Raw genomic sequence first — 26,895 nt, 5'->3', positions numbered from 1 at the left:
ACGTCATTACTGGATGCATAGTCATATTTAAAGTGAGTTTAAAAAGTAACAACACTTGGTTTTTTGAATAAAAAGATCAAGAAAACACAGCTGCCTGCTTGACCGGAACTTTCTAATGGGTGACCCCTTTTGGTTTCCTTTTGGTTTGATTGAGCCTGCACGTTAACCGCTCATATTTTAAATACTGGATATGCCCAATGTTTGAGCCACAAAGGGTTGGTTATGTTCAAGCATAAACCACAGAGTTGTTACAACGCAGTGTGTAAACACAGCCAGAAACTGGACTGACATTGGTACTAAACGATGACTGAAGCGAAAGCCAAGGGCCTTAATTAATCATCAAGAATGCTTAATTAAACTGCCTAAATTCATATGGCGTTCTTTATTCAAACCAAGGTGCATATTCACACCAATCGACGTCATTACTAGGTGCGTAGTCATATTTAAATTGAGTTTAAATAATAAGAACACTTGGTTTTTGAATAAAAAGATCAAGGAAACACAGCTGCCTGCTTGACCGGAACTTTCTAATGGGTGACCCCTTTGGTACTTTTGGTTCTTATGTGTTATCACTTATTTCTGCAAATCTAACATTGTCTTTGAGTTAACTTCAATGACTCGTAATTTTTGTGTATTTGAAAAATCTACTCGAAGATCTAGAGTTCCGTTTGATGCTGTGATTTTTTGCTTAATTTGATCTGATTCTTGGTTAACAACAGCTTCTAGATAATCTAGGTCTCGATATATTCTTTGCAAGTTCATAAAGTCAGACATTGATGCGCCATTAGACATACGCCCACCACCAGGTGCGAAATAGACCGTCCCATCTGACACTTCAATATCGACATTTGCATTCTTTTTTCTAAGTGTTGTTCTCTCTGTAGAAGTTAAAGAAGTGCCACTAAGATCTGTTTTCATGTGAGAAATGCTTTCTGGCCAATTAGTATGAATGATTTCAACTAAAGAAGTATTTACCCATACATCAGAATGGCCTTTACCATGAGCTAATATTTGTATGAATAAAGCGCAATCAAACAACACTAAAACAAATGCAACATTTTTTGTTCGTTCGATCACTCCATTTATTTCTTTATTGCCTAAATGAAAGTGATGTATACCCCAATCATCCAAAGTCGCATCATTATAATCAGCTTTAGAAATAGTTTTACTTAAGTTAGGAGTCAAGCACTCACCCTTCTCGATTTTTTTAACTAAAGCATTCAATCCATTCTTATTTTCAATTGGACAACAAAACTCTTTTGAAAAAACAGCCTTTCTTGGGGCTTTCTTAGGTAGTCGACGATTAACATTAAAAAAATTAATACTATTTTCAGTCACATTCTTATTGTCATTATATTTAAACCCTAGCGAAAGAAGTTCATGCCTAACATGCTCTTTCCAGTCATTTTTAAAATCAAATTTCAAAGCCAGATCCTTCTACTTTGTGAGGCGATAACGCCCCGCTAAGGGGAAATTTGTAGTTGGCTAAAATTGTTTAACTGAGTGAAAACAGCCAACTGTAAATTTTCCCTCTTGAGCGCCTTGTTAGGTTACGTATACTTTAACCAATTCAAAGTGCTTTGCCAAAAAGAACCTTTTATTAAGGCTTTAGGCTCATTATCAGTTAGCCACATGATAAATGGCTTAAGGAAAACACTTGGAATATTATTATCTGTGAATGCTGAATCGTTAGACTCCACAGCTGCATTTATACAGATTTGAAACTCTTCTAAGGCTTTCCCAAATAATGCTGGGTTGGTTGCTACGAAATCTAGATTTGAATTATTTAAACGAAAAACCTGATTAGAAGTTGTAGAAATACAAATTTGTTTGTCATCACGATCCGAACCTAAGACAGCGACTTTTTCGTTTTGAATTAATAATTCAGGTAACCAACAATCTTCCTCTCCTAAATACATATTCGGGGCACACCATTCAGGTAAACCAACCTCTGATAAGAATCTGGTTGTTGATAAATGTAATCCAAGTTCACTGAGTCTCGTTATCGGATATTTAGAATAATTATCGAAGATTGCAGCATCCATACTCTAGTAACCTAACAACTTTGTATCCGACATTTGTCGCTTTATAAACCGACAAATGTCCAAATATTACAATTACTCCAATGTAACCAGCGAATAAGCACATGTAAATAATTAGTTAGCTCTTACTTGAATTTACTGGATGCAGAAAAACACCAAAATGGTAGAGATCAGTAATATTGGATAAAAAGTGTTGTGCAAATAAACAATAGAGGCAGGTTTATTATTTTTACTGACAAATAGCGTAACTTAGACTTTTACTTTCTCCTTGAACCCTTCCCCTTTAACCTTTTACCCACAAAAAAAGCCGCTGTTAATTACAAACAGCGGCTTTCTTTCTTAAAGCTTATAGCTAAAAATGACAGCTAAAACGTTACGCTTTACCAATCACTTCAAGTCCACCCATATATGGGCGTAATACTTCTGGTACTACTACAGAGCCGTCGGCTTGTTGGTAGTTTTCTAGTATGGCGACTAGTGTACGCCCTACTGCTAAACCTGAGCCGTTTAGTGTGTGTAACAGCTCTGGTTTTTTAGCGCCTTCACGACGAAAACGTGCTTGCATACGGCGTGCTTGGAAATCGACCATGTTTGAACATGATGAAATTTCGCGGTACGTGTCTTGCGCTGGTAACCATACTTCTAAATCGTATGTTTTTGCTGCGCCAAAGCCCATGTCGCCCATACATAAAATTACTTTACGGTATGGTAATTCCAGCGCTTGAAGTATTTGCTCAGCATGGCCTGTTAACTCTTCAAGCGCTTGCATTGAATCTTCTGGTTTTACAAGCTGTACAAGCTCTACTTTATCAAACTGGTGTTGACGGATTAAACCGCGTGTATCGCGACCGTAGCTGCCTGCTTCACTTCTAAAACATGGGGTGTGCGCTGTTAGGCGAATAGGTAAATCGCTTTCTTCGTAAATTTCATCACGGGCGCTGTTGGTAAGCGGTACTTCTGCCGTAGGAATAAGGCTAAAACCAGCTTGTTGCTCGCCATCATCGTTCACTAGGCCTAACGTGTGGAATAAATCGCCGGCAAACTTAGGTAATTGGCTAGTACCGTATAGGCTTGCACTATTGACTAAGTACGGTACATACATTTCTGTGTAGCCGTTTTTATCTGTGTGGGTGTCTAGCATGTATTGGGTAAGTGCACGGTGCATACGTGCTACTTGACCGCGCATTACGGTAAAACGTGCGCCACTAATTTTAACGCCCATTTCAAAGTCTAGGCCGTTTAGGTCTTGCCCTACATCAACGTGGTCTTTAACTTCAAAATCATACTTTTTAGGTGTACCCCAAGTTAAGATTTCTACGTTGTCGTCTTCGTCAGCGCCCTCTGGTACCGACTCGTCCGGTAAATTTGGAATTGCTAAGGCAATTTGTTTAATTGCTTCTAACACTTCGTCTTGCTCAGCTTTAGCTGCGTCTAATTCGCTGCCTAAGTTAGCAACTGCGTCTAGCAATGGCTGTGCATCTTCGCCTTTTGCTTTTGCTTGACCAATAGCTTTAGCACTGGCGTTACGTTGACTTTGAAGTTCTTGCGTTTTTACTTGTAATGTTTTGCGTCTTTCTTCAAGTTCAGTCACTACCGCTACATCTAGCTCATAACCACGTGCGGCTAAACGTGCTGCAGTTTGTTCGACATCTTGACGTAAATATTTAGAATCTAACATGTTAGTTTTTTAACCTTTTTGCATTACTAGCTGAAGGCCCAGCCAAGCCATAAAAATACACACCATCACGTTTAAGATGATATTGAGGGCCATTTTAATAAAGTGACCTTGTTGTAATAACAACAACGAATCCATTGAGAATGTTGAAAAGGTGGTTAACGCACCTAAAAAGCCAATTCCGATGAGGGTTTTAGCAGGACTGACGGCAATAACTTGTTTATCTATTAAACCGTATAAAATGCCCATCAACAATGAACCCAGAATATTAACCGTCAACGTGCCAAAAGGGAATCCCCTACCGAGGAGTTTTAGCATGGTTTCGCTAATAAAAAACCGTAAACAGGCTCCTGACGCTCCGCCAAGGGCTATCATCATGTAAAGTTTAATCATGCTCATAACGTTTTACTGGGCTTTGTGCGTCGCGCTCTTTTAAATACTCGAGCTTTTGTTTAATTTTTTGCTCAAGTCCACGATCACTTGGCTGGTAGTATTGTTTGCCATCCATTTCTGGCGGTAGGTATTTTTCGCCAGCAGCAAATGCGCCTTCTTCATTATGCGCATATCGATACTCTGCGCCATACCCTAAGTCTTTCATTAGATTGGTGGGGGCATTGCGTAAATGCTCTGGCACCGGGTAGCTTGGTTGATTTTTAGCATCGTCTTTAGCTTGATTAAACGCCATATAAACCGCATTACTTTTAGGTGCACTGGCTAAATATAAGGTGGCCTGTGCAATGGCGCGCTCACCTTCGCTTGGGCCAACACGCTGAAAAATATCCCATGCGTTTAAAGCCACTTCCATTGCGCGCGGATCGGCGTTGCCGATGTCTTCTGTAGCAATTGCTAATAAGCGCCTTGCAACATAAAGCGGGTCGCCGCCACCGGCTAAAATACGGCAGTACCAATAAAGCGCACCATCGGGCGAACTGCCTCGCACCGATTTATGAAACGCCGAAATTAAATCGTAAAATTCATCGCCGCCTTTATCGTATTTAGCTAAATGCGTAGGGAGTACTTGGCTCAGTACCTGTTCGTCTACATGAAATTGGCCGTTTTGCTCAGTGGTTAAATCGACTGCTTGTTCGAGTAAATTAAGTACTTTACGAGCATCGCCACCACTTGCTTGGCATAGCGCTTGTTTAGCGTTATCTGCAATCACGATATGTTTTTGGCTTAATTGCTCGTCCTGCTTAAGTGCACGCTCTATTACCGTGTATAAATCGCTTTCCTGCAAAGATTTTAAAACATACACTCTTGCACGAGACAAAATCGCGTTATTAAGCGCAAACGAGGGGTTTTCGGTGGTGGCACCAACAAATATAAAAGTGCCATCTTCAATATGCGGTAAAAACGCATCTTGCTGAGATTTATTAAAGCGGTGTACTTCGTCAACAAACATTAAAGTACGCTGGCCGCGGCTTTGTAAGTTATCGCGCGCTTGGGTTACGCTATCGCGTATATCTTTTACGCCAGCGGTTACTGCCGACATTTGAATTAGTTCAGCGTCGGCATGGTTGGCAATAATTTGCGCGAGCGTAGTTTTACCCACCCCTGGCGGCCCCCATAAAATTAAACTATGGCAACGCCCTGCAACAATGGCTTGATGCAGCGGTTTATCGCTACTTAGTAAATGCTGCTGCCCTATGTAATCGTTAAGCGATAAAGGGCGCATACGCGCAGCGAGTGGGCGTACATCGGGCCCAAAGTTAAAACCTAAATTACTCACCGTTACTCTGATCGTCTATTTCTACACCCGCTGGCGGGGTAAATTCAAAAGTTGTTTTATCAAGCTCAGTATTAACCTGTGCATTGCTAAATGTAAACGCAGATAGCTGGCCTGAGTTATCTTTAACCACCAGTTTTGCAAGCCCCTGCTCGTTATCAGCAAAAGTAATATCAAGCTGCTCTACTTGGCTTTCAACGCCTTTATTTGGGGTAATGCTAAAGCCTAAGTTAGTAGCGAGCACGCTGTATTTTTCCCATTGCGCAGGGTCTTTAGAGGTGAGCAATATAAACGGTGTAGAGTCAATTAAACCGCTGGTTTTCATAATAGTTACTTGCTCAGCAAAGCTATCAAAGTAATAGGTTTTATCACCGTTTGACACAAATAAGGTGTCGTCTGGGTTAGTTTGCTGCCAGCGGATCATTAAAGGCTGTTGCAAGGCAATATTGCCTTGGCCTTGCATTACCAGTTGGCCTTCACCGTCGGTTACGTTTTGTTTAAATTGTGCTTTAAAGCTTTTTAAGGTCGATAACTTATCTTGTAATGCTTGGCTGTCGTCAGCAAAACTTGGCATAGCAACTAAACTGCCCAATACCAATAATAAACTACTTAATTTTTTCATTAATTTGCTCCATTAGGTACTAATACATCGCGAGCGCCGTTATGTCCTGGTGCACTCACGATACCTGATGTTTCCATTTGTTCTACTAAACGTGCAGCACGGTTATAGCCTACACGTAATTTACGTTGCACTGATGATACCGACACTTTACCGGTTTCTATTACAAAGGCGACCGCTTCGTCGTATAACGGATCTGACTCTTCATCGCCATTCTCGCTGGCTTCCCCTGGTAATAAAATATCTTCAGTGGCATCGCCATTTAAAATTTCGTCTATGTAATTTGGTTTAGCACGGGCTTTCCAATCGTTTACCACGGCATGTACTTCATGATCGTCTACAAACGCGCCATGCACACGCTCTGGCACACTGGTGCCTGGCGGCAAATAAAGCATGTCACCCATGCCTAATAAGTTTTCTGCGCCTTGTTGATCAAGTATGGTGCGCGAATCTATTTTACTTGATACCTGAAACGCCATACGTGTAGGTATGTTCGCTTTTATTAAACCGGTTATTACATCAACCGACGGACGCTGTGTTGCCAAAATTAAATGAATACCCGCAGCACGCGCTTTTTGCGCTATACGGGCAATTAACTCTTCAACTTTTTTACCTACAATCATCATCATGTCGGCAAATTCGTCAATAACCACCACTATGCTAGGTAACTTATCTAGCTCATCTGGGCCCTCTTTCATGCCATCGGTGTCTTTAAATAATGGATCCATTATTGGGTAGCCCGCTTCTTTGGCTTCCATTACTTTTTGGTTGTAACCTTTTAAATTACGTACACCTAAAGCCGACATCAGCTTATAGCGGCGTTCCATTTCACCTACACACCAACGCAGCGCGTTAGCGGCTTCTTTCATGTCGGTCACAACTTCACACAATAAATGCGGGATGCCTTCGTAAACTGAAAGCTCAAGCATTTTCGGGTCAATCATGATCATACGAACATCTTCTGGGCCCGATTTATACAGTAAGCTTAATATCATTACATTAACGCCCACTGACTTACCTGAACCCGTTGTACCGGCAACTAATAAATGTGGCATTTTACCTAAGTCGGCACACACAGGTTGTCCTGCAATATCTTTTCCAAGCACCATGGTTAATGGCGATGGGTTTTGCTCAAACTTAGGTGCGTTTATGACTTCTGATAAACGCACAATTTCACGATATTTATTAGGCAGCTCAATACCGATATAGGTTTTCCCCGGAATAACTTCAACCACTCGCACACTAATTGCCGATAACGAGCGCGCTAAATCTTTTGAAAGCCCAGTAATTTTAGACACCTTAATACCCGGTGCTAAATCAAGCTCAAAACGAGTAACAACGGGCCCGGGGTAAACTCCAACCACGGTAGCTTGCACGTTAAAATCGAGTAATTTTGTTTCTACAAGGCGCGATACGCTATCAAGCTCTTCTTGCGAAATTGGGTTTTTTGCTTTGTCGGGTCTGTCTAGTAAATCCAATGATGGCAATGGCCCCGGAGGTGGCTCTTGCTCTAATAATTGCTCAAACTTCTCTTTGGCAGTTGGCGGCGGTTGAAACCCTGATTTTGGCTTGTTAATGGGTCTTGCTGGTGAAACCACCGTTGTAGCTGGTTTTTCAGGTTCAACCACTGGGCTTTGATCTAGCGCATTAAGTGCTGCTTCTGTGTCCATAGGTTCATCGTCTATGGCGCTAAAGCTAATTTCTTGATCGAGTATTTGGTCAAGCTCGTCAAACGGCATAAACTCGTCGTCTTGCGGCGCGTTTACTTTAGTTGTTGGTTTGTCGAGTGCTTTTGGTTTGTCTGCTGTTTTATTAGCAAGCTCAGGTTCTTGTTGGCGTGTGTCGTCTTCAAAATAGGCATCGGGTTGCTCGTCTTGTACTTTACCTGCAATGCGTTCACGTTGCATCCAACCGCGAGCATAGGTAACCAAAAAGCGGTATAACCTAACAATTAAATCACCCAAGTAATCAACAAATTGTACCCACGACACACCCGTTAATAGGGTTAATCCTGCAAAAAAGAAGCACAGCAGTAAAATAGAGGTGCCGGTAAAATTAAACGCAGGCATCATCGCCGATGCAATCACATCGCCCACTACCCCACCGGATGAAAAATTATAAATATCGTCAAAATTAATACTGCTGATAGCAGTTGCTGAGGTAATAAACAGCGCAAAGCCAATAATGCGTAATCCAAGTGTGGTGTAATCGAGTTGTAAAATACGGTGTGGCTGCTTAAACACCAAGTAACCTAGCAGCTGAATAGCCGCTGGCACAAAATAGGCAAGCCAGCCAAAGGTAAGGAGTAAAATGTCGGCCACCCACGCGCCCGCTGTACCCGTAATATTTTGTACATTGGTAAATTCACCCGTTTGCGACCAAGCAGGATCGGCTGGGTGAAAACTAATTAAAGCACATAAAATAAATACCGCTGCAAAGGTGCTGACGATGAGCCCCGTTTCTAATAGTCTTTGTACACCGTTTAGGCGCATAATTACCTATCCCTCATTATTATTTTTTACACTCACTTGGCAATAGAATACCTTAGCAGGAAATGTATTTTGATGCACTTTATCTTAACCATGATGGCCTGATTATGAACAAGTTTTTATTATTTAATCGGCTTTTTCTTAAGCCAAGCAAAATTGACTGCGACAATAAAAGTATTTTAAAGGCTGTTACTCTATCATTAAGCAACAAAAGGACGAATAACAACGCCCTCTTCACCCTTTACTTCTTCCATGACTACATAGGTGCGGCTTTCACTAACATTGGGCAGCTTTAATAATATATCACCGAGCACGCCTCGATATTCTGACATATCGTTAACCCGGGTTTTTAATAAAAAGTCGAAATTACCCGATACCAAATGACATTCTATAATTTCTTCGTGCTTTCTAACAGCAGCACTAAACTCTTCAAATACGTCGGGCGATGTTTTGGTAATGGTTACTTCTACATACACAGAAAGCCCTTGACCAAGCTTGGCGGGATCAACCACCGCTTTGTAGCCTAAAATATACCCTTCTCGTTCAAGCTTTTTCACTCGCTCTAGACAGGGCGTGGCGCTTAGGCCAACTCGTCGGGCCAGTTCAACATTTGACAGGCGGCCATCAAGTTGTAATTCGACTAAAATTTTGCGATCAATACGGTCTAATAAGTTATGCATAGCTTTTTAGTTTTTTATTCTAATAAAATTAATTTTACAGATACTAACACTGCAAAGGGCTTAAAAAAAGGTGGGACACACTACCCTAGCATGAATATAATAGTGAAAAATTTTTATCCCGTTCTAACAAGGCAAAATTATGATTATTGGTGTACCTAAAGAAATTAAAAACCATGAGTACCGTGTAGGTATGGTTCCTGCGAGTGTTCGCGAACTTGTAAATCACGGCCACCAAGTGATTGTTGAAACGAATGCTGGTATGGGCATTGGTTTTACAAATGATGATTATGTTCAAGCAGGCGCTGAAATTTTAGAAACAGCTGCTGATGTTTTTGCAAAAGCAGAAATGATCATCAAGGTAAAAGAGCCACAAGCTGTTGAACGTGCAATGTTACGTGAAGACCAAATTCTTTTCACTTACCTTCACCTTGCACCGGATCTTCCACAAACTGAAGACCTTGTTAAAAGTAAAGCAATCTGTATTGCTTATGAAACTGTGACTGATTCACGCGGTGGTTTACCACTTTTAGCGCCAATGAGTGAAGTTGCTGGCCGTATGTCTATTCAAGCAGGTGCACAAGCGCTAGAAAAAGCAAACCACGGTCGTGGTATGTTGCTAGGTGGTGTACCAGGTGTTGAGCCAGCTAAAGTAGTTGTTATTGGCGGCGGCATGGTTGGTCGTAGCGCTGCACAAATGGCCGTTGGCCTAGGTGCTGAGGTTGTAGTACTTGACCGCAACATCGACGTATTACGTGCACTAGACGCACAGTTTGGTAACAAAGTTAAAGCTATTTACTCAACAGCTGACGCGCTTGAAAAGCACGTACTTGAAGCTGATCTAGTAATTGGTGGCGTACTTATCCCGGGCGCTGCTGCACCTAAGCTAGTGACTGCTGAACACATTAAAGCAATGAAGCCAGGTGCTGCCATTGTTGATGTTGCCATTGACCAAGGTGGTTGTATTGCTACGTCTAAAGCAACTACGCACGCTGATCCTACTTTCATCGTTGATGAAGTTGTTCACTACTGTGTTGCTAACATGCCAGGTGCTGTTCCACGTACATCGACGTTTGCACTTAACAATGCAACATTGCCGTTTATCATTAACCTTGCAAACAAAGGTTACAAAAAGGCACTACTAGATGACGCTCACTTCTTAAAAGGCTTAAACGTAATTAAAGGCCAAGTAACTTACAAAGAAGTAGCTGAAGCGTTCAACATGGAATATGTTGACCCACGCACTGCAGTAGAAAACGCGTAACTGTTATTGTTACCGCTTATACCTAAGCCATAATTTGGGTATAAACATTAAAAAAAGCAGCTAATTAGCTGCTTTTTTTGTATCTAAATTTTAGGGTCTGTGGTCAACAGACCCTAATGTTATATAAATCGTTTAATAATAAAGTCGACTTTTACACGCTTAGCTTGACCAAGCAGTTTTTTCACCGGCTGCGGGTAATCGTCCATGGTTTCTAAATCATCAGGGCCGGTTAAACGGCGACAATGCTTTAAAATCTCTTGGCGTTCATTATCAATGTCGCGCATGATAGATTGTTCAGGATCTTCTATCAGAATCCCATTTTCGATATCCAGCCCCCACGCGCGCGGATTTAGGTTATGCCCACTAAGTAAATGCACTTTACGGTCACAGCAAATCCCTTTTAGATGAAACGAGTTACTCTCGTGTTTCCAAAGGTATACGTTTAAGTTGCCATTATCTATGTGGCGTTTTTGCGATTTTACAAACTTATGTAAAATAGTTTCGTATAAATACGGTAACGCACCAATTTTACTAAATGGCTCGCTAGGTGGCAGGTAAAAATCGTTTGCAGTTTTATCGCCCACCACAATAGTGACTTGTTTACCTTGCTTTAATAGCCTGCGTAAAGAGCGCATTAATGGCGCCGGAAAATTAAAATACGGCGTGTATAACACCAGCTCTTGCTCGGTGGTATCAAATAACGCTTTAATTAAGCGATTAAGCTCATTATTACGACGGCCTAAACCTAAAAATAAACGAATGCCCATTGCATGAGTATTCAAGTTCTGCGCACTTTTATAGCTTGCCGATTTAAGCTCACGCATAAGTTGCTTTTGTTCAAGCTTAAAGTCAGCCATGCGTTTAAGCGGTCGTTGATCAATTCTTGGTACCGCTTCAGAGCTCAATAAAGTTGATTCGATAAAATCGACCACTGAGTCACATAATTCGCTTTGCGAGACTAAAAAGTAGCGATCGAGTCGGTATCGGTCGCTATATTGCAAATACACATTATTTAAACTGGCACCGCTGTAGAGCAATGTGTCGTCTATAACAAAGCCTTTTAAATGCAATACCCCAAACAGTTCTTTTGCCTTTACGGGAACACCATACACTTGAACGTTTGAATTAAACTTCTCTAAGCTGTCGCAATATAAGCTTGCATTGCCCTCTGACTTTTCTGCACCAATTAAACCACGCTGTGCGCGATGAAAATCAACCAGTACTTTTATTTCAAGCGAAGGGTTAGCTAACGATGCACTGTGTAGTGCGGCTAATATTTCACGACCCGCTTCATCATCTTGTAAGTAAAGTGTGGTGATATAAATTCGTTTTTTTGCGTTGGCAATTAAATCTAACAATTGCGTACGGTATTCTTGCGCATTGGTTAAGACGTTAACGTCTTTTGAAGTCAACCCAAATGCGGGTTTCTCTTGCCAAAATAACATAGTTGCCTATTCACTTAGGTCACATAATTAAGCAGTGACAAATCAAAATTAGTTAAAAGATAACAAAAAAAATCAGGCTGGTCATGAATTAACGTCGTTTTATTGGCTAACAGTCTATTTATTAGGCGGGGGCTGCCTTTAAAGCATTTACTAGTACACATTAATGAACAGCTTTGTAATTTGCGAAAAAAAATAATCTCATCTTTTATTTACTTCCTGCTTGTTTTTCTTAGAATCGGGCGCATTAAAACCGTATTAAACGTTTAGGAAAAGATCATGACTGAAGCAAAACATTGTAAGTTACTTATTTTAGGTTCGGGCCCTGCAGGCTACACAGCCGCAGTTTACGCTGCACGTGCTAATTTAAACCCTGTTTTAATTACCGGTATTCAACAAGGTGGCCAGCTAACAACCACCACTGAAGTTGAAAACTGGCCTGGCGATGCACACGGTTTAACCGGCCCTGCATTAATGGATCGTATGAAAGAGCATGCAGAACGCTTTGAAACTGAAATTGTGTTCGACCACATCAACAAAGTTGACGTATCTAAGCGCCCTTTCACACTAACCGGTGACCAAGGTACTTACACATGTGATGCTTTAATTATTGCAACCGGTGCCTCTGCGAAATATTTAGGCTTAGAGTCTGAGACTAATTTCCAAGGCCGTGGTGTTTCTGCTTGTGCAACCTGTGACGGCTTTTTCTATAAAGGTCAAAAAGTAGCGGTTGTTGGTGGTGGTAACACAGCGGTTGAAGAAGCGTTATACCTATCTAACATTGCTGATGAAGTTCATGTTATTCACCGTCGTGACAGTTTCCGTAGTGAAAAAATTCTTGCTGACCGCCTTGCTGAAAAAGCTGCGAACGGTAATGTTGTAATGCACTACAACCGTACACTTGATGAAGTACTTGGTGACCAAATGGGTGTGACCGGCGTTCGCATTAAAGATGTGGCGTCAGATGCTACTGAAGAACTTGATTTAGCGGGTGTGTTTATTGCCATTGGCCATAAGCCAAACACCGATATGTTTGAAGGTCAGCTAGAAATGAAAGACGGCTACCTAGTGGTTGAATCTGGTCTAAACGGTAATGCAACGCAAACCAGTGTGCCAGGTGTATTTGCTGCTGGTGATGTATCTGACCATATTTACCGTCAAGCGATTACCTCTGCCGGTACTGGCTGTATGGCTGCACTTGATGCAGAACGCTTTTTAGATAATCTGTAATTTAGAATCTAAATTAAAAAAGGGCTGAATTTTCAGCCCTTTTTTATGCCCAAACATAACTGTACTCACACCAAAATTCATTGTACTTATAATTGAAATTAGTTTTATTTATACAATTAATGGCTTAGGTGCGATAGGATCTAAGGGTGAGCAACAAATACCGTCAAATTATATAAGTAAAACTAGCTATAATTATCGTCAGGAATAAAAGCTTTATTCATTTAGGCATTACTAGAAACTGTAAAATCAGTTAAAATGCTTAACTTCATATCAAGTAAATTACCGAGAGTTTTCTATGAGTTTGTATACAAAATATATGGAAGAAATCCAAACCCGTAAAACGGAGCTTGGATTAAGCCCACAACCAATCGATAGCGCTGAACTAGTATCAGAAATAATTAATCAAATTAAAGATACTAATAACGAGCACCGTAAAGATTCACTGCATTTCTTTATTTTTAATACTTTACCTGGAACAACCAGTGCTGCGGGCGTTAAAGCACAGTTTCTAAAAGAAATCATTTTAGGTGAAGAGCACGTTGCAGAGATCACTCCAGAATTTGCATTCGAACTACTTTCACACATGAAAGGCGGCCCATCGATTGAAATGCTAATTGATTTAGCCTTTGCTGATGACGCAAAAATCGCAGCACAAGCTGCAGAAGTACTGAAAACTCAGGTATTCTTATACGATGCAGATATGGAGCGCATAAAAGCGGCCTACGAAGCAGGTAACCCAATTGCTAAAGAATTACTAGAGAGCTTCTCAAAAGCTGAATTCTTCACAAAATTACCTGACATCGAAGAAAAAATCGAAGTAGTAACTTACATTGCTGGTGAAGGCGACATCTCAACTGATTTACTGTCTCCAGGTAACCAAGCACACTCACGTGCTGACCGTGAATTACACGGTAAATGTATGATCACTGAAGAAGCACAACAAGAAATCGTTGCCCTTCAAAAGAAACACCCTAACGCTAAAGTAATGCTTATTGCTGAAAAAGGCACCATGGGCGTTGGTTCATCTCGTATGTCTGGTGTGAATAACGTAGCACTTTGGGCTGGTAAACAAGCAAGCCCATACGTTCCTTTCATCAACATTGCACCTGTTGTTGCAGGTACAAATGGTATTGCGCCAATCTTCTTAACAACAGTTGATGTAACTGGCGGTATTGGTCTTGACCTTAAAAACTGGGTTAAGAAAGTAGATGCAGACGGCAATACAGTAACTGATGCAAATGGTGACGCAGTGCTTGAAGAAGCCTACTCTGTTGCTACTGGTACTGTGTTAACAATTAATACTAAAGAGAAGAAGCTTTATAACGGTGATAAAGAACTTGTTGATATTTCATCAGCATTCACACCGCAAAAAGTTGAATTTATGAGAGCTGGCGGTTCTTACGCAGTTGTGTTCGGTAAAAAACTACAAACGTTTGCTGCTGAAACTCTTGGCATTGAAACTCCGCTTGTTTACGCACCTTCAAAAGAAATTTCACACGAAGGCCAAGGCTTAACAGCGGTTGAAAAAATCTTTAACCGTAATGCGGTAGGTGTACTATCAGATACGCCACTTCACGCAGGCTCAAATGTTCGCGTTAAAGTGAACATCGTTGGTTCGCAAGATACAACCGGTCCAATGACAGCACAAGAACTAGAAGCAATGGCTGCTTCAACGATTTCACCTCTTGTTGATGGTGCCTATCAGTCTGGTTGTCATACAGCATCAGTATGGGATAGCAAAGCACAAGCAAACATTCCTAAGCTAATGGCGTTTATGAATAAGTTTGGTTTGATCACTGCACGTGACCCGAAAGGCGTTTACCATGCAATGACTGATGTTATTCACAAAGTATTGAACGACATTACAATTGATGATCGCGCTATCATCATTGGTGGTGACTCGCATACACGTATGTCTAAAGGCGTTGCCTTTGGTGCCGATTCAGGTACTGTTGCTGTTGCACTTGCAACGGGTGAATCAGCGATGCCAATTCCTGATTCAGTTAAAGTGACGTTCAAAGGCAAAATGGCTAAGCACATGGATTTCCGCGACGTTGTACATGCAACGCAAGCGCAAATGCTTAAGCAATTTGGTGGCGAAAACGTGTTCCAAGGTCGTATCATTGAAGTTCATATTGGTACCCTAATGGCTGACCAAGCGTTTACTTTCACTGACTGGACTGCAGAAATGAAAGCGAAAGCGTCAATCTGTATTTCAAATGATGAAACGTTAATTAAGTCAATTGAACTTGCTAAGTCACGTATCCAAATCATGATCAACAAAGGTATGGAAAACGAAGCAAAAACGCTACAAGGTCTAATCGATTTAGCCGACAAGCGTATTGCAGGTATTCAATCTGGTGAAGAGCCAGCACTTTCTCCAGACGACAACGCTAAATACCACGCAGAAGTTGTGGTTGATTTAGACCAAATCGTTGAGCCAATGATTGCCGATCCAGACGTTAATAACGATGATGTTTCTAAGCGTTATACTCACGATGTGATCCGCCCTGTTTCTTTTTACAACGACAAGCCTGTTGATTTAGGTTTTGTTGGTTCGTGTATGGTTCACAAAGGCGATATGAAAATTATTGCTCACATGCTACGTAACCTTGAAAAGAAAAACGGTTCTATCTCATTCAAAGCGCCATTAGTTGTTGCACCACCAACATACAACATTGTTGATGAGCTTAAAGCTGAAGGCGATTGGGATATTCTTGCTAAATACGCAGGTTTTGAATTTGACGATGCAAAACCAAAAACGGCTGCACGTACTAAGTATGAAAATATCTTATACCTAGAACGTCCTGGTTGTAACCTATGTATGGGTAACCAAGAAAAAGCAGAACCTGGTGATACTGTTATCGCAACATCAACACGTCTTTTCCAAGGCCGTGTAGTAGCCGATACATCTGAGAAAAAAGGTGAGTCACTTCTAGGTTCTACGCCGGTTGTAGTACTTTCTTCTGTTCTTGGTCGTTTCCCGACTATCGAAGAGTATAAGTCTGCGGTTGAAGGTATTGACCTTACATCGTTTACACCTGTTGAAGAAGCAATGACAACTAAGTTCAACGCTGGACAAGCAGTACCAGTAAAAGTGGTTAGCTAATTCGATTAGTTTACCATTTAATTAAGCGCGTTTTTTAACGCGCTTTTTTTTGGCTAAAATTTACCTAACAGCAATGTAAGCCCTGCTCAACTCTATGGACAACACAATAATTTGTGGTTTGTGATTTTAAAGCAACAGGTTACACTTTATCTTGACCATGCAGTTATTCAATCGGTGTTATGACTAAACAACTCTATCAACTCGCTACGAGCCATTTTGCTTTTCCTGATCCCAGCCATGCATTAGATGATCCAGATGGTTTACTTGCCATTGGTGGATGCTTATCGGTAACGCGATTAAAAAATGCTTATTTATCTGGTATTTTTCCGTGGTTTAGTGAACAAGAGCCAATTATGTGGTGGTCACCCAGTGAGCGCGGTATTGTTGAGCTTAATGACTTTCATGTTAGTAAAAGCTTACGAAAACATTTAAAAAAGCACCCGGTCACCGTAACCATTAATCATGCCTTTGAAGAAGTGATAGAAGCGTGCCGCGATCAACGTCTTGATACCGATGGCACTTGGATCACCCCGCAAATGCAACAGGCGTACATTAATGCCCATCACAATGGCCTAGCTCATAGTTTAGAGGTATGGCGTGAGGGAGAGCTTGCAGGCGGCTTGTATGGGATTATGCAAACAGGTGTTTTTTGTGGTGAATCAATGTTTCATCATCAAACAAATTGCTCCAAACTGGCTATGTGGGCGCTGGTTAATTGGCTTAAACGCCATAATGCGCATTTTATTGATTGCCAATTAGAAAATCCTTATTTAATGTCGTTAGGTGCCAGCGTGATTCCACGTGAAGAATTTTTAACTAAACTTAATAAAGCACAGTGTTACACCCCAGCTGCCAGTATGTGGCAGCCACAGGAGCTAATCGCGATATATGAATGAACAACTTCCGGCTCGTATTGGCCTAAGCCAACCGTTTGAATGCAGTTACTTGCCAGATCGCCAAGAGCAATTGCTGGTGATACTCGATCCAAGTTGTTACAGCAGCAATAAGTTTGAGTCGTTATTAGGATTGGGCTTTCGTCGCAGTGGTAACCAAATTTACCGTCCGCACTGCCCTATTTGCAGCGCGTGTAGTTCTGTGCGCGTTTTAGCTGATGAATTTATGCCGACAAAATCGCAAAAACGTAAACTTAACAAAGCAAAAAACCGCTTTGAGGTAAAATATTCTCAAGTTGAACGCGAACAATACTATCCACTTTACAGTAAATACATTAGCTTGCGCCACCAAGACGGTTCTATGTATCCACCTGATAAATCACAATTTCAAAGCTTTTTGTTTTGTAGCTGGTTAACCATCACCTTTATAGAGCTTTGGGATCAAGATAACTTAGTGGCCGTTGCTGTAACTGATTGTATGGACAACGCTATTTCGGCTATTTATACATTTTTTGACCCTGACTACGAACACTTTAGTTTAGGCACTGTAATGATATTACAGCAGCTTAAATTTGCTAAACAGCAACACAAACAGTTTGTTTATTTAGGCTATCAAATAGATGAATGTGACAAAATGAAGTATAAAACCCAGTTTTTACCCGCCCAAAAACAGCTCAATGACCAGTGGGTGGCTATTTAATTTACAAAAATAGCCCCTGCGCCTTTACTTATTGGCGTATTTTGGGCAAAATCTGCAGCGTTTAACTATTAAAGAGGTGTTACGCTAAACATGGCGAAAGAAGACGTAATCGAAATGCAAGGGACAGTCCTTGATACTTTACCAAATACAATGTTCCGAGTTGAGCTAGAAAATGGTCACGTAGTTGTGGCTCATATTTCAGGTAAAATGCGCAAAAACTATATCCGTATTTTAACCGGCGATAAAGTAACGGTAGAAATGACTCCTTACGATTTATCGAAAGGTCGTATCGTATTCCGTGCTCGCTAAGTAAGTGCGTAAACGAGATTTAGTTTTTGGCTAGTGAAAACTAGCTTTAAGCGTTTATTAAATGTAATTAATGGTAGTAGCCAGTAATTACATTTAATAAACAAAAAACCCAGCTTTTGCTGGGTTTTTTGTTGCCTATTTCTTTGGCAAATAAAAAAAGCCTGCACAAAGCAGGCTTTTTAAAATCGCTAACCTTTTAGGTTAGGCTGGCGTTAAGTTACTCTCGTAATCAAAACGCAGCTTTTTATCTTTAACCGATACTTTTACCGTACCACCAGAAATTAGCTCACCAAACAGTATTTCGTTAGCCAATTGCTTTTTAAGATCTTCTTGGATAACACGTGCCATAGGACGCGCGCCCATTGCTTTGTCATAGCCTTTGTCAGCCAACCACTCACGTGCTTTAGAGGTAAGCTCAAGATTAACTGACTTCTTATCCAGTTGCGCTTGAAGCTCCACAACAAACTTATCAACCACTTGCAAAATAACTTCTTTATCGAGGTGATTAAACCAAATAATGTTATCTAAGCGGTTTCTAAATTCAGGTGAAAATACTTTATTAATTTCACCCATCGCATCGTGTGTATGGTCTTGCTCACTAAAGCCAATCGACTTACGCGTGGTTTCTTGTACGCCGGCATTGGTGGTCATCACCACCACGACGTTTCTGAAGTCGGCTTTACGGCCATTATTATCAGTTAGCGTACCGTGATCCATAACTTGTAAAAGAATGTTGTAGATATCTGGATGGGCTTTTTCAATTTCATCCAGCAATACCACTGCATGTGGGTTTTTAATCACCGCTTCTGTTAATAAGCCGCCTTGCTCAAAACCTACATAACCCGGAGGCGCACCAATTAAACGGCTCACCGCATGGCGCTCAACATATTCAGACATATCAAAACGAATAAACTCAACACCCATGCACTTAGCTAATTGCTTGGTAACCTCTGTTTTACCTACCCCTGTTGGGCCTGCAAATAAGAATGAACCAACCGGTTTGTTCTCGTTCGCTAAACCTGAGCGAGATAAACGAATAGCAGAAGTTAATGCATCAATAGACTGATCTTGCCCAAACACCAGCATTTTTAAATTACGGTCTAAGTTTTTAAGCGTTTCTTTATCAGACGATGATACATTTTGTGGCGGAATACGTGCCATTTTAGACACAATCATCTCAATATCAGATACACCAATGGTTTTTTTACGTTTAGACGTAGGCAGTAAACGTTGGCTTGCGCCCGCTTCATCAATCACATCAATCGCTTTATCAGGTAAGTGACGCTCATTAATATACTTGGCACTTAGCTCAGCGGCTGCTTTTAACGCCTTTTGTGTATAACGAATACCATGGTGAGCTTCGTAACGGTCTTTTAAGCCGTTAAGAATTTTAGTGGTGTCTTCAACGCTAGGTTCAAGCACATCAATTTTTTGAAAGCGACGTACCAAGGCACGATCTTTTTCAAAAATATTCTTATACTCGCCGTAAGTCGTTGAACCCATACAACGTAATTGCCCACTTGAAAGTAGCGGTTTAATTAAGTTTGAGGCATCCATTACCCCACCTGATGCAGCACCTGCACCAATGATGGTGTGAATTTCATCAATAAATAAAATAGAGCCTGGTTTAGCTTGCAGCTCTTTTAATAAGCTTTTAAAGCGCTTCTCAAAATCGCCTCGGTATTTGGTACCGGCAAGTAACGCGCCCATATCTAAAGAGTATACAACCGCATCAGCAATGACTTCAGGCACTTGTTCGTTAACAATTCGATAGGCTAAACCCTCGGCAATGGCAGTTTTACCTACGCCGGCTTCACCAACCAGTAATGGGTTATTCTTTTTGCGACGACACAGTACTTGTACCGTGCGCTCTACTTCACTGTCACGTCCAACAAGCGGGTCAATGTTACCCTCTTTAGCCTGTATATTAAGGTTCGTAGTAAAGCTGTCGAGCTTGCTCGCTTCTTCACTGGCAACCTCTTGCACCTCTTCATGTATATCGTCGGTGTCATCGCCTAATTCGTCGTCACCTTTGGCAATCCCATGAGAAATAAAGTTAACAATATCAAGACGAGAAATATCATTCTTTTTAAGTAAATACACGGCTTGGCTTTCTTGTTCAGAAAAAATAGCCACCAGCACATTCACGCCTGTTACTTCATTTTTACCCGAAGATTGCACATGAAATACCGCGCGCTGTAATACACGCTGAAAACCAAGCGTTGGTTGAGTTTCGCGTTCTTCTTCTAAATCGGGAATAACCGGTGTGGTTTCATCAATAAATTCAAGTAACTCTGTTTTTAATCCAGAAACGTCAACACCACACGCATTGAGCGCTTCTCCAGCTGATGGATTGTCGAGTAGAGCGAGTAAAAGATGCTCTACGGTCATAAACTCATGACGACGTGTACGCGCTTCACGAAACGCGGTGTTCAAAGTTAGTTCTAAGTCTTTATTTAGCATTGGCAACCCCTTACAGAGATAATAATTTTATACCGCACTTCAAAGATGAAAGTTCACCTTTGTGGTATTTATTCCTGCTCACAACTACATAGCAGTGGATGCTCGTTATCCCTTGAGTAGCGGTTAACTTGCTCAGCCTTGGTATGTGCTACATCGGCGCTGTAAACACCACATATGCCCTTACCTTGCTGATGTATTTGCAGCATCACATCAGTTGCTCTATCGCTATCCATATTAAAAAACGTCATTAAGATCTCTATTACAAAATCCATCGGCGTGTAATCATCGTTGTTTAACACAACTTTATATTTTCGCGGTGGCTGCAACTTTTGCTTTTCACTATCGCGAACGGTGTCGATAACACCAGAATCTTTCATACCACTCATAATTAAATATAGTCTTGTCTTTGTAACTCAAGCAAACTTGAATAAAAAAATAAATAAAATGTTAAAAAATAACCTAAAACACTTGACTGGTTGCTTAAATAAACTACAGTCAAATGGTGATTGATTAAACCTTAGTCAGTCTAGCAAACAATACAGTTTAGGATAACTAAATTAGTCAACTTATAGAAGGATGTAGAAGTATGGCTTGTGGTAAAGTCAAATGGTTCAACAACGCCAAAGGTTTTGGTTTCATCGTAGAAGACGGTTGCGAGAACGACATTTTTGCTCATTACTCCACTATTGTAATGGACGGATACAAGACACTTAAAGCTGGTCAAGATGTTACCTTCGAATTACAACAGGGCCCTAAAGGTCTACACGCTACTAATATAGCCCCTAACGGCGATATTATAGAGTGATTGTAAATATGAGACTAAAGCGAGCGACCTGTTTAGATCCTCGCTTAATTCCCTAAAAATCCCTAACCACTTCAATATAAATTGCCTCATTGTGTGTTAATTCAACCCCACTCCTTGATTTTATTTTATCTACCCCAATAATTTCAGTATTAGGTGTTTAACTGCTGGCGTTTAGCGCGTAATCCTAGCCCTTTTTAGCCAAGCTTGTTACACTCTTTATCCTGTAAAACGTAATTACTTTAGCCTAATGGCTAGTTTGTATTTACATAAATTTTAGTTATAAAAGACACTAGTCCGTCAGGTGTGATTATTCTCACCTTGTTTAGGTTATACGAGTACCAACACCTAACAGACTACTCATTGCATATATTAATGCTTTATTTATAAGGTATTAGGCGATGATTTCTTTGCATTGTTGAATTTGGCCAATGCGGCCTACTATCTAGGAATGATGATGACATCAAAAATTATCTATACAAAAACGGACGAAGCTCCGGCATTAGCAACTTATTCGTTGTTACCTATTATCCAAGCGTACACAAATGCGGCAGGTGTTGAAGTTGAAACACGTGATATCTCACTCGCTGGTCGTGTAATTGCGAGCTTCCCGGATTACCTAACAGAAGAACAACGCATTGGTGATGCACTTGCAGAACTTGGCGAAATGGCAAAAACACCTGAAGCTAACATCATTAAATTACCAAACATCAGTGCCTCAGTTCCACAACTTCGCGCTGTAATTAAAGAGCTTCAAGAAAAAGGTTATGCACTTCCAGAATATCCGGTTGAACCTAAAAACGATGAAGAAAAAGCTATTCAAGCAGCCTACGACAAAATTAAAGGTAGCGCAGTAAACCCAGTTCTTCGTGAAGGTAACTCTGACCGTCGCGCACCAAGTTCAGTAAAAGAATATGCGCGTAATAACCCGCATTCAATGGGTGCATGGAGCAAAGATTCTCAATCATATGTTGCAAGCATGGAAGAAGGTGATTTCTTTGGCTCTGAACAGTCAGTAACTGTTGATGAAGCAACGGATGTTCGTATTGAACACGTAGCGGCTAATGGCGATATCACTGTACTTAAGCAAAGCACGCCATTACTTGCTGGTGAAGTAATTGATGCATCACGTATTAGTGCTGCGAAATTACAAGCATTCTTAGAAGCCGAAATTAATGCAGCGAAAGAAAAAGGCGTGTTATTTTCGCTTCATATGAAAGCAACCATGATGAAAGTATCTGATCCAATCATCTTTGGTCACGCTGTAAAAGTATTCTACAAAGACGTTTTTGCAAAACACGGTGCACTTTTTGAAGAGCTAGGTGTTGATGTAAACAACGGTTTAGGCGATGTGTACTCTAAAATTCAAACATTAGATGACGCTAAGCGCGAAGAAATTGAAGCAGACATTCAAGCGGTTTACGCTAACCGCCCTGCTATCGCCATGGTTGATTCTCATCGTGGTATTACAAACTTACACGTACCAAGTGACGTGATCATCGATGCTTCTATGCCAGCTGCAATTCGTTCAAGCGGTCAAATGTGGAATAAAGACGATAAATTACAAGACACAAGCTTTGTAATTCCAGATCGTTGTTACTCTGGCGTTTACCAAGCAACAATTGATTTTTGTAAAGAGCACGGTGCTTTTGATCCTACGACTATGGGTAGCGTACCAAACGTTGGCCTTATGGCTCAAAAAGCGGAAGAATACGGCTCACATGACAAAACATTTGAAGCAAAAGCTGACGGTACCATTCGTGTTGTTGACACAAATGGTAATACGTTACTTGAGCACAGTGTTGAGCAAGGCGATATCTGGCGCATGTGTCAGGTTAAAGATGCACCAATTCAAGATTGGGTTAAACTTGCAGTAAACCGCGCTCGCGCAACTGGTAATCCGGCTATTTTCTGGTTAGATGCAGAACGTGCACACGATGCTGAGCTAATCAAAAAAGTGAATAAATACCTGCCAGATCACGACACTGCTGGCCTAGATATTCAAATTTTATCGCCAATGGATGCAACCTTATTCTCACTAGCACGCATCAAAGAAGGTAAAGACACGATTTCTGTAACAGGTAACGTATTACGTGATTACCTAACAGATTTATTCCCAATTTTAGAATTGGGTACTAGTGCTAAAATGCTTTCAATTGTGCCACTAATGAATGGCGGTGGTTTATTTGAAACAGGTGCCGGTGGCTCTGCTCCTAAGCACGTTCAACAATTTGAAAAAGAAAACCACTTACGTTGGGATTCTTTAGGTGAGTTCTTAGCACTTGCTGCGTCACTTGAGCACCTAAGCACGACAACAGGTAACAACAAGGCACAAGTACTTGCTGATACGCTTGATAAAGCAACGGGCACATTCCTAGCTGAAAACAAGTCGCCTTCACGTAAAGTAAAAGAAATTGATAACCGTGGTTCTCATTTCTTCTTATCTTTATTCTGGGCTCAAGAACTTGCTAAGCAAAATGAAGATAGCGAGCTTAAAGCGCAATTTACACAAATTGCTAGCGACCTTGAAACCAACAAAGAGCAAATTGTTAACGAGCTAAACGATGCACAGGGCCCTGCAATGAACATTGGCGGATACTTCCAGCCAAATGATGATGCAGCCTTTAAAGCAATGCGTCCAAGCACAACATTTAACGAGATTTTATCTAAACTAGTATAAATCAGTTAAATGAACGAAAAGGCGCTCACAGAGCGCCTTTTTTGTGCTTAGTCGAAAGGTGTTCGTAAAAAAGGCCGCTAATGCGGCCTTTTAAATTCAACTTAAAAAGTTTATTTTGTGTATGCGCGTGGCATGTTCGATTCTGTTGTATAGCGCTCACGCAGTTTATCTTGGCGAGATTCAGTACTAACCTCAACACCATTGATAAACATTTTATTCACGTGGCTGCTCAGCTCAAACGGGTCGTTACTCCACATAACAACATCAGCGGCTTTACCTACTTCTAAGCTACCGGCATTAATACCAAATACATCAGCTACATTCGAGGTCATGGCTTTTAATGCGCCTTGTTGACTCATACCGTAAGACACTGCATTACCGGCATCGTAGCGAAGCTGGTAAACATTGTGACTTGCGTCACCACCCACAGTTAATAGCACTTTAACACCGGCTTTTTCTAGTATTCCGGCATTATTTAAGCTTGCATTAAGTGAGTCGAAACTGCCTGGTAAGTTATCCATAGCACTGATAATCACCGGAATGCCAGCTTTAGCGATGCGGTCTTTAACTACAACGGCATCTTGCACACCATTAAGTACAATATTGATACCAAATTGCTGTTTTACTTTTATTAATTCAACAATATCTGCTGCACGCGATACACTGATCAGTACCGGCATGTCACCTTTAAGTACTTTAGCCATTATGGTGTCTTCAGCACTTGGCTTAGCATCGTCTTTTTTGGCTTCTTTGCTTGCTTTAGTTTGATGCTCATCTAATTTTTTAATGAGCGTTTGCAGGGTAAAAGCACGAGAGCCTTTGCTACGCTCACCCAAATGAACCACTAGTGCTGCTTGCTTTTTATTTACGCTTTCAAAGCTGCCGCTTAAATCGACAACACTTGCTAGGCCTGCAAAAATACTGTCACCACCGTACGGGGTGATCAAATCGCGAGTAATACCACCTTTACGTGCATAAGGGATTAAAGTTGAACGAGGGTTAAATGCCAAGCTTGCATCAAAATCAATACCTGCTTTTTCTTCTCCTGCATCGCGAGAACCGGCAACCGCACCTACTTCAACTAAGCCAAGTTGATTTACACTGGCAATAAAACCTGGGGTCACTATTTGACCTTTAGCATCAATAACTTTGTCAGCTTTAACATCGCTAGGGTTAATGGCAGTGATTTTGCCATCATTCATAACTATGCTAGCTCCTTCTAATACACCTTGCTCTGAAGATGTATGCAAAGTTGCATTAATAATTGCCAGTGACTCTGCGCTCACGGTACCCGATGCTAATAGCCCTGCAGCAACCAGAGAAAGCGAAAACGAACGTGATAATTTTTTCATTCTGGGTGCTCCTTATTGTTGACCTAACATAAAATCACTTTGTGCTTGGAATGCGCTATCGTTTCTATCGTAAACTTTTGCACCATCAACAAACACTTGCTCTGCTTTTGCATAAACACTAAATGGGCTTTGATTCCAAATAACAACATCACCTTGTTTGCCTGCTTCAAGTGAGCCTGTTTTATCTTCAATGCCTAACGATTTAGCGGCGTTAGCTGTGATCCACTTAATTGCATGCTGCTCAGAAATATCAAACCCATTTTGGTTTGCACTGTACATTACTTTAGCCGCTTCTTGGTTTAAACGTTGAATCGTGGTGTCAGAATCTGAGTGCACAACGGCACATGAGTTTTTAACGGCATCAACAATAGCTACGTTCTCTTGCACCATATCGTAGGCTTCCATTTTAAAGCCCCACCAGTCTGGCCAAAGTGCAGCACACGAGCCGTTTTCAGCCAGTAAATCAGCAATTTTATAGGCTTCAATTCCGTGGTGGAATGTGCCGGCATGGTAATTAAACTCTTTAGAAAGGTCGATCATCATCGCCATTTCTTCTGCTTTGTAGCAGTGATTATGAATACGAACGTCACCTTCTAAAACACCGCGTAATGTATCGTATTTAATATCGCGATGTGGAGCTTCTGGGTTTTTACCCGCAGCGTAATCAGCATCGTATTTATCCCACTCACGCTTATATTCTTGCGCGCCAATCCATGCTGTGCGATAACCTGCCATATTACCCATACGTGTCATCGGCAATACACCTTTTCGACCGTAAACACGTTTAGGATTTTCACCACAGGCCATTTTTAAACCGTATGGCGCATCAGGAAATTTCATCCCTTGCATGGTGTGAGCCGGTACATTTTTAAGCGTTACGCCACGTCCACCAAATAAATTAGCTGAACCAGGTAATATTTGTAATGACGTAATACCGCCTTCACGTGCACGATTAAAACCTGGATCTTGTGGCCAAATTGAATGCTCAACCCATACTTCTGCCGTATTAGGGCTGGTCATCTCGTTACCATCTTGATGAGACTCAACCGATGGATTTGGATAAGCACCTAAATGTGAATGAACGTCAATAATGCCTGGTGTTACCCATTTACCTTGCGCGTCAATAGTGGTGTCTGCATTAGCGGTTAAATCTTTACCAACTTGCTGCACTTTACCGTCAACAATCAGTACGTCCGCTTCATCTAAACGCTCACCTGTACCTGTTAATACAGTTGCATTCGTGATCAAGGTGCTTGATGTCGCGACTGGCTGATAAGTACTTGGGTATGGGTTTTTATTAATGGTTACTTTGTCATCTTGTGGGCCGCTTTCTTGGCAACCAACAAGTGCTGCTGCTAAACCAACAGCTAACAATGAGGGAGCAAATTTTTGCATGTTTTTAGGTTCTCCTGTTTTTTTACTA

General features: G+C 41.1%; 21 protein-coding genes. 8 read left to right on the top strand and 13 right to left on the bottom strand.

Going from position 1 to position 26,895, the window contains the following annotated elements:
* Nucleotides 1–573 precede the first annotated feature (573 nt).
* The 8 genes from BW139_RS16625 to lrp form a co-directional block, all read right to left on the bottom strand.
* Nucleotides 574–1,425 carry a hypothetical protein gene (locus BW139_RS16625; protein ID WP_076920402.1) on the bottom strand — a complete coding sequence of 284 codons (852 nt, stop codon included), beginning with the start codon at nt 1,423–1,425 and terminating at the stop codon, nt 574–576.
* Nucleotides 1,426–1,550: 125 nt separating this feature from the next.
* Complete coding sequence (locus tag BW139_RS16620; protein WP_076920401.1) at nt 1,551–2,045, bottom strand: hypothetical protein; 495 nt, start codon at nt 2,043–2,045, stop codon at nt 1,551–1,553.
* Nucleotides 2,046–2,415: 370 nt separating this feature from the next.
* Nucleotides 2,416–3,720 carry a serine--tRNA ligase gene (gene serS, locus BW139_RS16615; protein ID WP_076920400.1) on the bottom strand — a complete coding sequence of 435 codons (1,305 nt, stop codon included), beginning with the start codon at nt 3,718–3,720 and terminating at the stop codon, nt 2,416–2,418.
* Nucleotides 3,721–3,729: 9 nt separating this feature from the next.
* Nucleotides 3,730–4,110: a fluoride efflux transporter CrcB gene (crcB, locus tag BW139_RS16610; protein ID WP_010389726.1), complete on the bottom strand. Its 381-nt coding sequence runs from the start codon at nt 4,108–4,110 to the stop codon at nt 3,730–3,732.
* Nucleotides 4,103–5,446, bottom strand: a complete 1,344-nt coding sequence (locus tag BW139_RS16605) for a replication-associated recombination protein A (RefSeq protein WP_076920398.1) — start codon at nt 5,444–5,446, stop codon at nt 4,103–4,105. The genes crcB and BW139_RS16605 overlap by 8 nt, the downstream gene beginning before the upstream one ends.
* On the bottom strand, nt 5,439–6,065 hold the full coding sequence (lolA, locus tag BW139_RS16600; RefSeq protein WP_036956351.1) for an outer membrane lipoprotein chaperone LolA: 627 nt from the start codon (nt 6,063–6,065) through the stop codon (nt 5,439–5,441). Before lolA ends, BW139_RS16605 begins: the two co-directional genes overlap by 8 nt.
* The gene (locus tag BW139_RS16595) at nt 6,065–8,554 is read right to left on the bottom strand and encodes a DNA translocase FtsK (RefSeq protein ID WP_076920395.1); all 2,490 of its coding nucleotides are present in this window, start codon (nt 8,552–8,554) and stop codon (nt 6,065–6,067) included. Before BW139_RS16595 ends, lolA begins: the two co-directional genes overlap by 1 nt.
* Before the next feature lie 197 nt (nt 8,555–8,751).
* A complete protein-coding gene (gene lrp, locus BW139_RS16590) occupies nt 8,752–9,231 on the bottom strand; it encodes a leucine-responsive transcriptional regulator Lrp (protein ID WP_008110073.1) in 480 nt (159 codons plus the stop codon).
* 139 nt (nt 9,232–9,370) lie between these two features.
* Between lrp and ald the strand changes: the two genes are divergently transcribed.
* The gene (ald, locus tag BW139_RS16585; RefSeq protein WP_008110075.1) at nt 9,371–10,492 is read left to right on the top strand and encodes an alanine dehydrogenase; all 1,122 of its coding nucleotides are present in this window, start codon (nt 9,371–9,373) and stop codon (nt 10,490–10,492) included.
* Between the two features lie 119 nt (nt 10,493–10,611).
* Here the strand turns inward: ald and pssA are convergent, their stop codons facing one another.
* Nucleotides 10,612–11,937 carry a CDP-diacylglycerol--serine O-phosphatidyltransferase gene (gene pssA, locus BW139_RS16580; protein WP_076920393.1) on the bottom strand — a complete coding sequence of 442 codons (1,326 nt, stop codon included), beginning with the start codon at nt 11,935–11,937 and terminating at the stop codon, nt 10,612–10,614.
* A 276-nt stretch (nt 11,938–12,213) separates the two neighbouring features.
* Between pssA and trxB the strand changes: the two genes are divergently transcribed.
* From trxB to infA, 5 genes are all read left to right on the top strand, one after another.
* Nucleotides 12,214–13,164, top strand: coding sequence for a thioredoxin-disulfide reductase (gene trxB, locus BW139_RS16575; protein ID WP_008110078.1), 951 nt, complete (start codon nt 12,214–12,216; stop codon nt 13,162–13,164).
* Between the two features lie 295 nt (nt 13,165–13,459).
* On the top strand, nt 13,460–16,273 hold the full coding sequence (locus BW139_RS16570; protein ID WP_076920391.1) for a bifunctional aconitate hydratase 2/2-methylisocitrate dehydratase: 2,814 nt from the start codon (nt 13,460–13,462) through the stop codon (nt 16,271–16,273).
* A gap of 179 nt (nt 16,274–16,452) precedes the next feature.
* Nucleotides 16,453–17,169 carry a leucyl/phenylalanyl-tRNA--protein transferase gene (gene aat, locus BW139_RS16565; protein ID WP_076920389.1) on the top strand — a complete coding sequence of 239 codons (717 nt, stop codon included), beginning with the start codon at nt 16,453–16,455 and terminating at the stop codon, nt 17,167–17,169.
* Nucleotides 17,162–17,866, top strand: a complete 705-nt coding sequence (locus tag BW139_RS16560) for an arginyltransferase (RefSeq protein WP_008110084.1) — start codon at nt 17,162–17,164, stop codon at nt 17,864–17,866. Before aat ends, BW139_RS16560 begins: the two co-directional genes overlap by 8 nt.
* A 90-nt stretch (nt 17,867–17,956) precedes the next feature.
* Nucleotides 17,957–18,175 carry a translation initiation factor IF-1 gene (infA, locus tag BW139_RS16555; protein WP_002962494.1) on the top strand — a complete coding sequence of 73 codons (219 nt, stop codon included), beginning with the start codon at nt 17,957–17,959 and terminating at the stop codon, nt 18,173–18,175.
* Nucleotides 18,176–18,376: 201 nt separating this feature from the next.
* On the opposite strand, the gene clpA is transcribed toward infA, so the two are convergent.
* Both clpA and clpS read right to left on the bottom strand, forming a co-directional pair.
* Nucleotides 18,377–20,638 (bottom strand): ATP-dependent Clp protease ATP-binding subunit ClpA, encoded by a 2,262-nt coding sequence (gene clpA, locus BW139_RS16550; RefSeq protein ID WP_076920387.1) that lies wholly within the window; start codon nt 20,636–20,638, stop codon nt 18,377–18,379.
* Nucleotides 20,639–20,706: 68 nt separating this feature from the next.
* Entirely contained in the window at nt 20,707–21,015 is a 309-nt protein-coding gene (gene clpS / locus BW139_RS16545; protein ID WP_008110102.1) for an ATP-dependent Clp protease adapter ClpS, read from the bottom strand.
* Nucleotides 21,016–21,224: 209 nt separating this feature from the next.
* Between clpS and cspD the strand changes: the two genes are divergently transcribed.
* Together cspD and BW139_RS16535 are read left to right on the top strand one after the other, a co-directional pair.
* Complete coding sequence (gene cspD, locus BW139_RS16540; protein WP_008110104.1) at nt 21,225–21,443, top strand: cold shock domain-containing protein CspD; 219 nt, start codon at nt 21,225–21,227, stop codon at nt 21,441–21,443.
* 454 nt (nt 21,444–21,897) lie between these two features.
* Nucleotides 21,898–24,120 carry an NADP-dependent isocitrate dehydrogenase gene (locus BW139_RS16535; protein WP_076920385.1) on the top strand — a complete coding sequence of 741 codons (2,223 nt, stop codon included), beginning with the start codon at nt 21,898–21,900 and terminating at the stop codon, nt 24,118–24,120.
* Between the two features lie 110 nt (nt 24,121–24,230).
* Here the strand turns inward: BW139_RS16535 and BW139_RS16530 are convergent, their stop codons facing one another.
* Both BW139_RS16530 and BW139_RS16525 read right to left on the bottom strand, forming a co-directional pair.
* Entirely contained in the window at nt 24,231–25,472 is a 1,242-nt protein-coding gene (locus tag BW139_RS16530) for an amidohydrolase family protein (protein ID WP_076920383.1), read from the bottom strand.
* Nucleotides 25,473–25,484: 12 nt separating this feature from the next.
* Nucleotides 25,485–26,867, bottom strand: coding sequence for an amidohydrolase (locus tag BW139_RS16525; RefSeq protein ID WP_076920382.1), 1,383 nt, complete (start codon nt 26,865–26,867; stop codon nt 25,485–25,487).
* Nucleotides 26,868–26,895: the final 28 nt, after the last annotated feature.

The sequence above is a fragment of the Pseudoalteromonas sp. SK18 genome, from assembly GCF_001974855.1.
In the GTDB taxonomy this organism is placed as follows: Bacteria; Pseudomonadota; Gammaproteobacteria; order Enterobacterales; family Alteromonadaceae; genus Pseudoalteromonas.
The sequence above is the reverse complement of the archived record's forward strand: the minus strand, read 5'-3'. Positions and strand labels throughout refer to the sequence as shown.

Bases quoted from the DNA above. Each gene is read 5' to 3' on its own strand.
- BW139_RS16525 (WP_076920382.1), bottom strand. From the start codon at position 26,867: ATGCAAAAATTTGCTCCCTCATTGTTAGCTGTTGGTTTAGCAGCAGCA.
- lrp (WP_008110073.1), bottom strand. From the start codon at position 9,231: ATGCATAACTTATTAGACCGTATTGATCGCAAAATTTTAGTCGAATTA.
- clpS (WP_008110102.1), bottom strand. From the start codon at position 21,015: ATGAAAGATTCTGGTGTTATCGACACCGTTCGCGATAGTGAAAAGCAA.
- aat (WP_076920389.1), top strand. From the start codon at position 16,453: ATGACTAAACAACTCTATCAACTCGCTACGAGCCATTTTGCTTTTCCT.
- BW139_RS16535 (WP_076920385.1), top strand. From the start codon at position 21,898: ATGACATCAAAAATTATCTATACAAAAACGGACGAAGCTCCGGCATTA.
- lolA (WP_036956351.1), bottom strand. From the start codon at position 6,065: ATGAAAAAATTAAGTAGTTTATTATTGGTATTGGGCAGTTTAGTTGCT.
- BW139_RS16620 (WP_076920401.1), bottom strand. From the start codon at position 2,045: ATGGATGCTGCAATCTTCGATAATTATTCTAAATATCCGATAACGAGA.
- trxB (WP_008110078.1), top strand. From the start codon at position 12,214: ATGACTGAAGCAAAACATTGTAAGTTACTTATTTTAGGTTCGGGCCCT.
- pssA (WP_076920393.1), bottom strand. From the start codon at position 11,937: ATGTTATTTTGGCAAGAGAAACCCGCATTTGGGTTGACTTCAAAAGAC.
- serS (WP_076920400.1), bottom strand. From the start codon at position 3,720: ATGTTAGATTCTAAATATTTACGTCAAGATGTCGAACAAACTGCAGCA.
- BW139_RS16530 (WP_076920383.1), bottom strand. From the start codon at position 25,472: ATGAAAAAATTATCACGTTCGTTTTCGCTTTCTCTGGTTGCTGCAGGG.
- BW139_RS16560 (WP_008110084.1), top strand. From the start codon at position 17,162: ATGAATGAACAACTTCCGGCTCGTATTGGCCTAAGCCAACCGTTTGAA.
- BW139_RS16595 (WP_076920395.1), bottom strand. From the start codon at position 8,554: ATGCGCCTAAACGGTGTACAAAGACTATTAGAAACGGGGCTCATCGTC.
- crcB (WP_010389726.1), bottom strand. From the start codon at position 4,110: ATGATTAAACTTTACATGATGATAGCCCTTGGCGGAGCGTCAGGAGCC.
- infA (WP_002962494.1), top strand. From the start codon at position 17,957: ATGGCGAAAGAAGACGTAATCGAAATGCAAGGGACAGTCCTTGATACT.
- BW139_RS16570 (WP_076920391.1), top strand. From the start codon at position 13,460: ATGAGTTTGTATACAAAATATATGGAAGAAATCCAAACCCGTAAAACG.
- cspD (WP_008110104.1), top strand. From the start codon at position 21,225: ATGGCTTGTGGTAAAGTCAAATGGTTCAACAACGCCAAAGGTTTTGGT.
- ald (WP_008110075.1), top strand. From the start codon at position 9,371: ATGATTATTGGTGTACCTAAAGAAATTAAAAACCATGAGTACCGTGTA.
- clpA (WP_076920387.1), bottom strand. From the start codon at position 20,638: ATGCTAAATAAAGACTTAGAACTAACTTTGAACACCGCGTTTCGTGAA.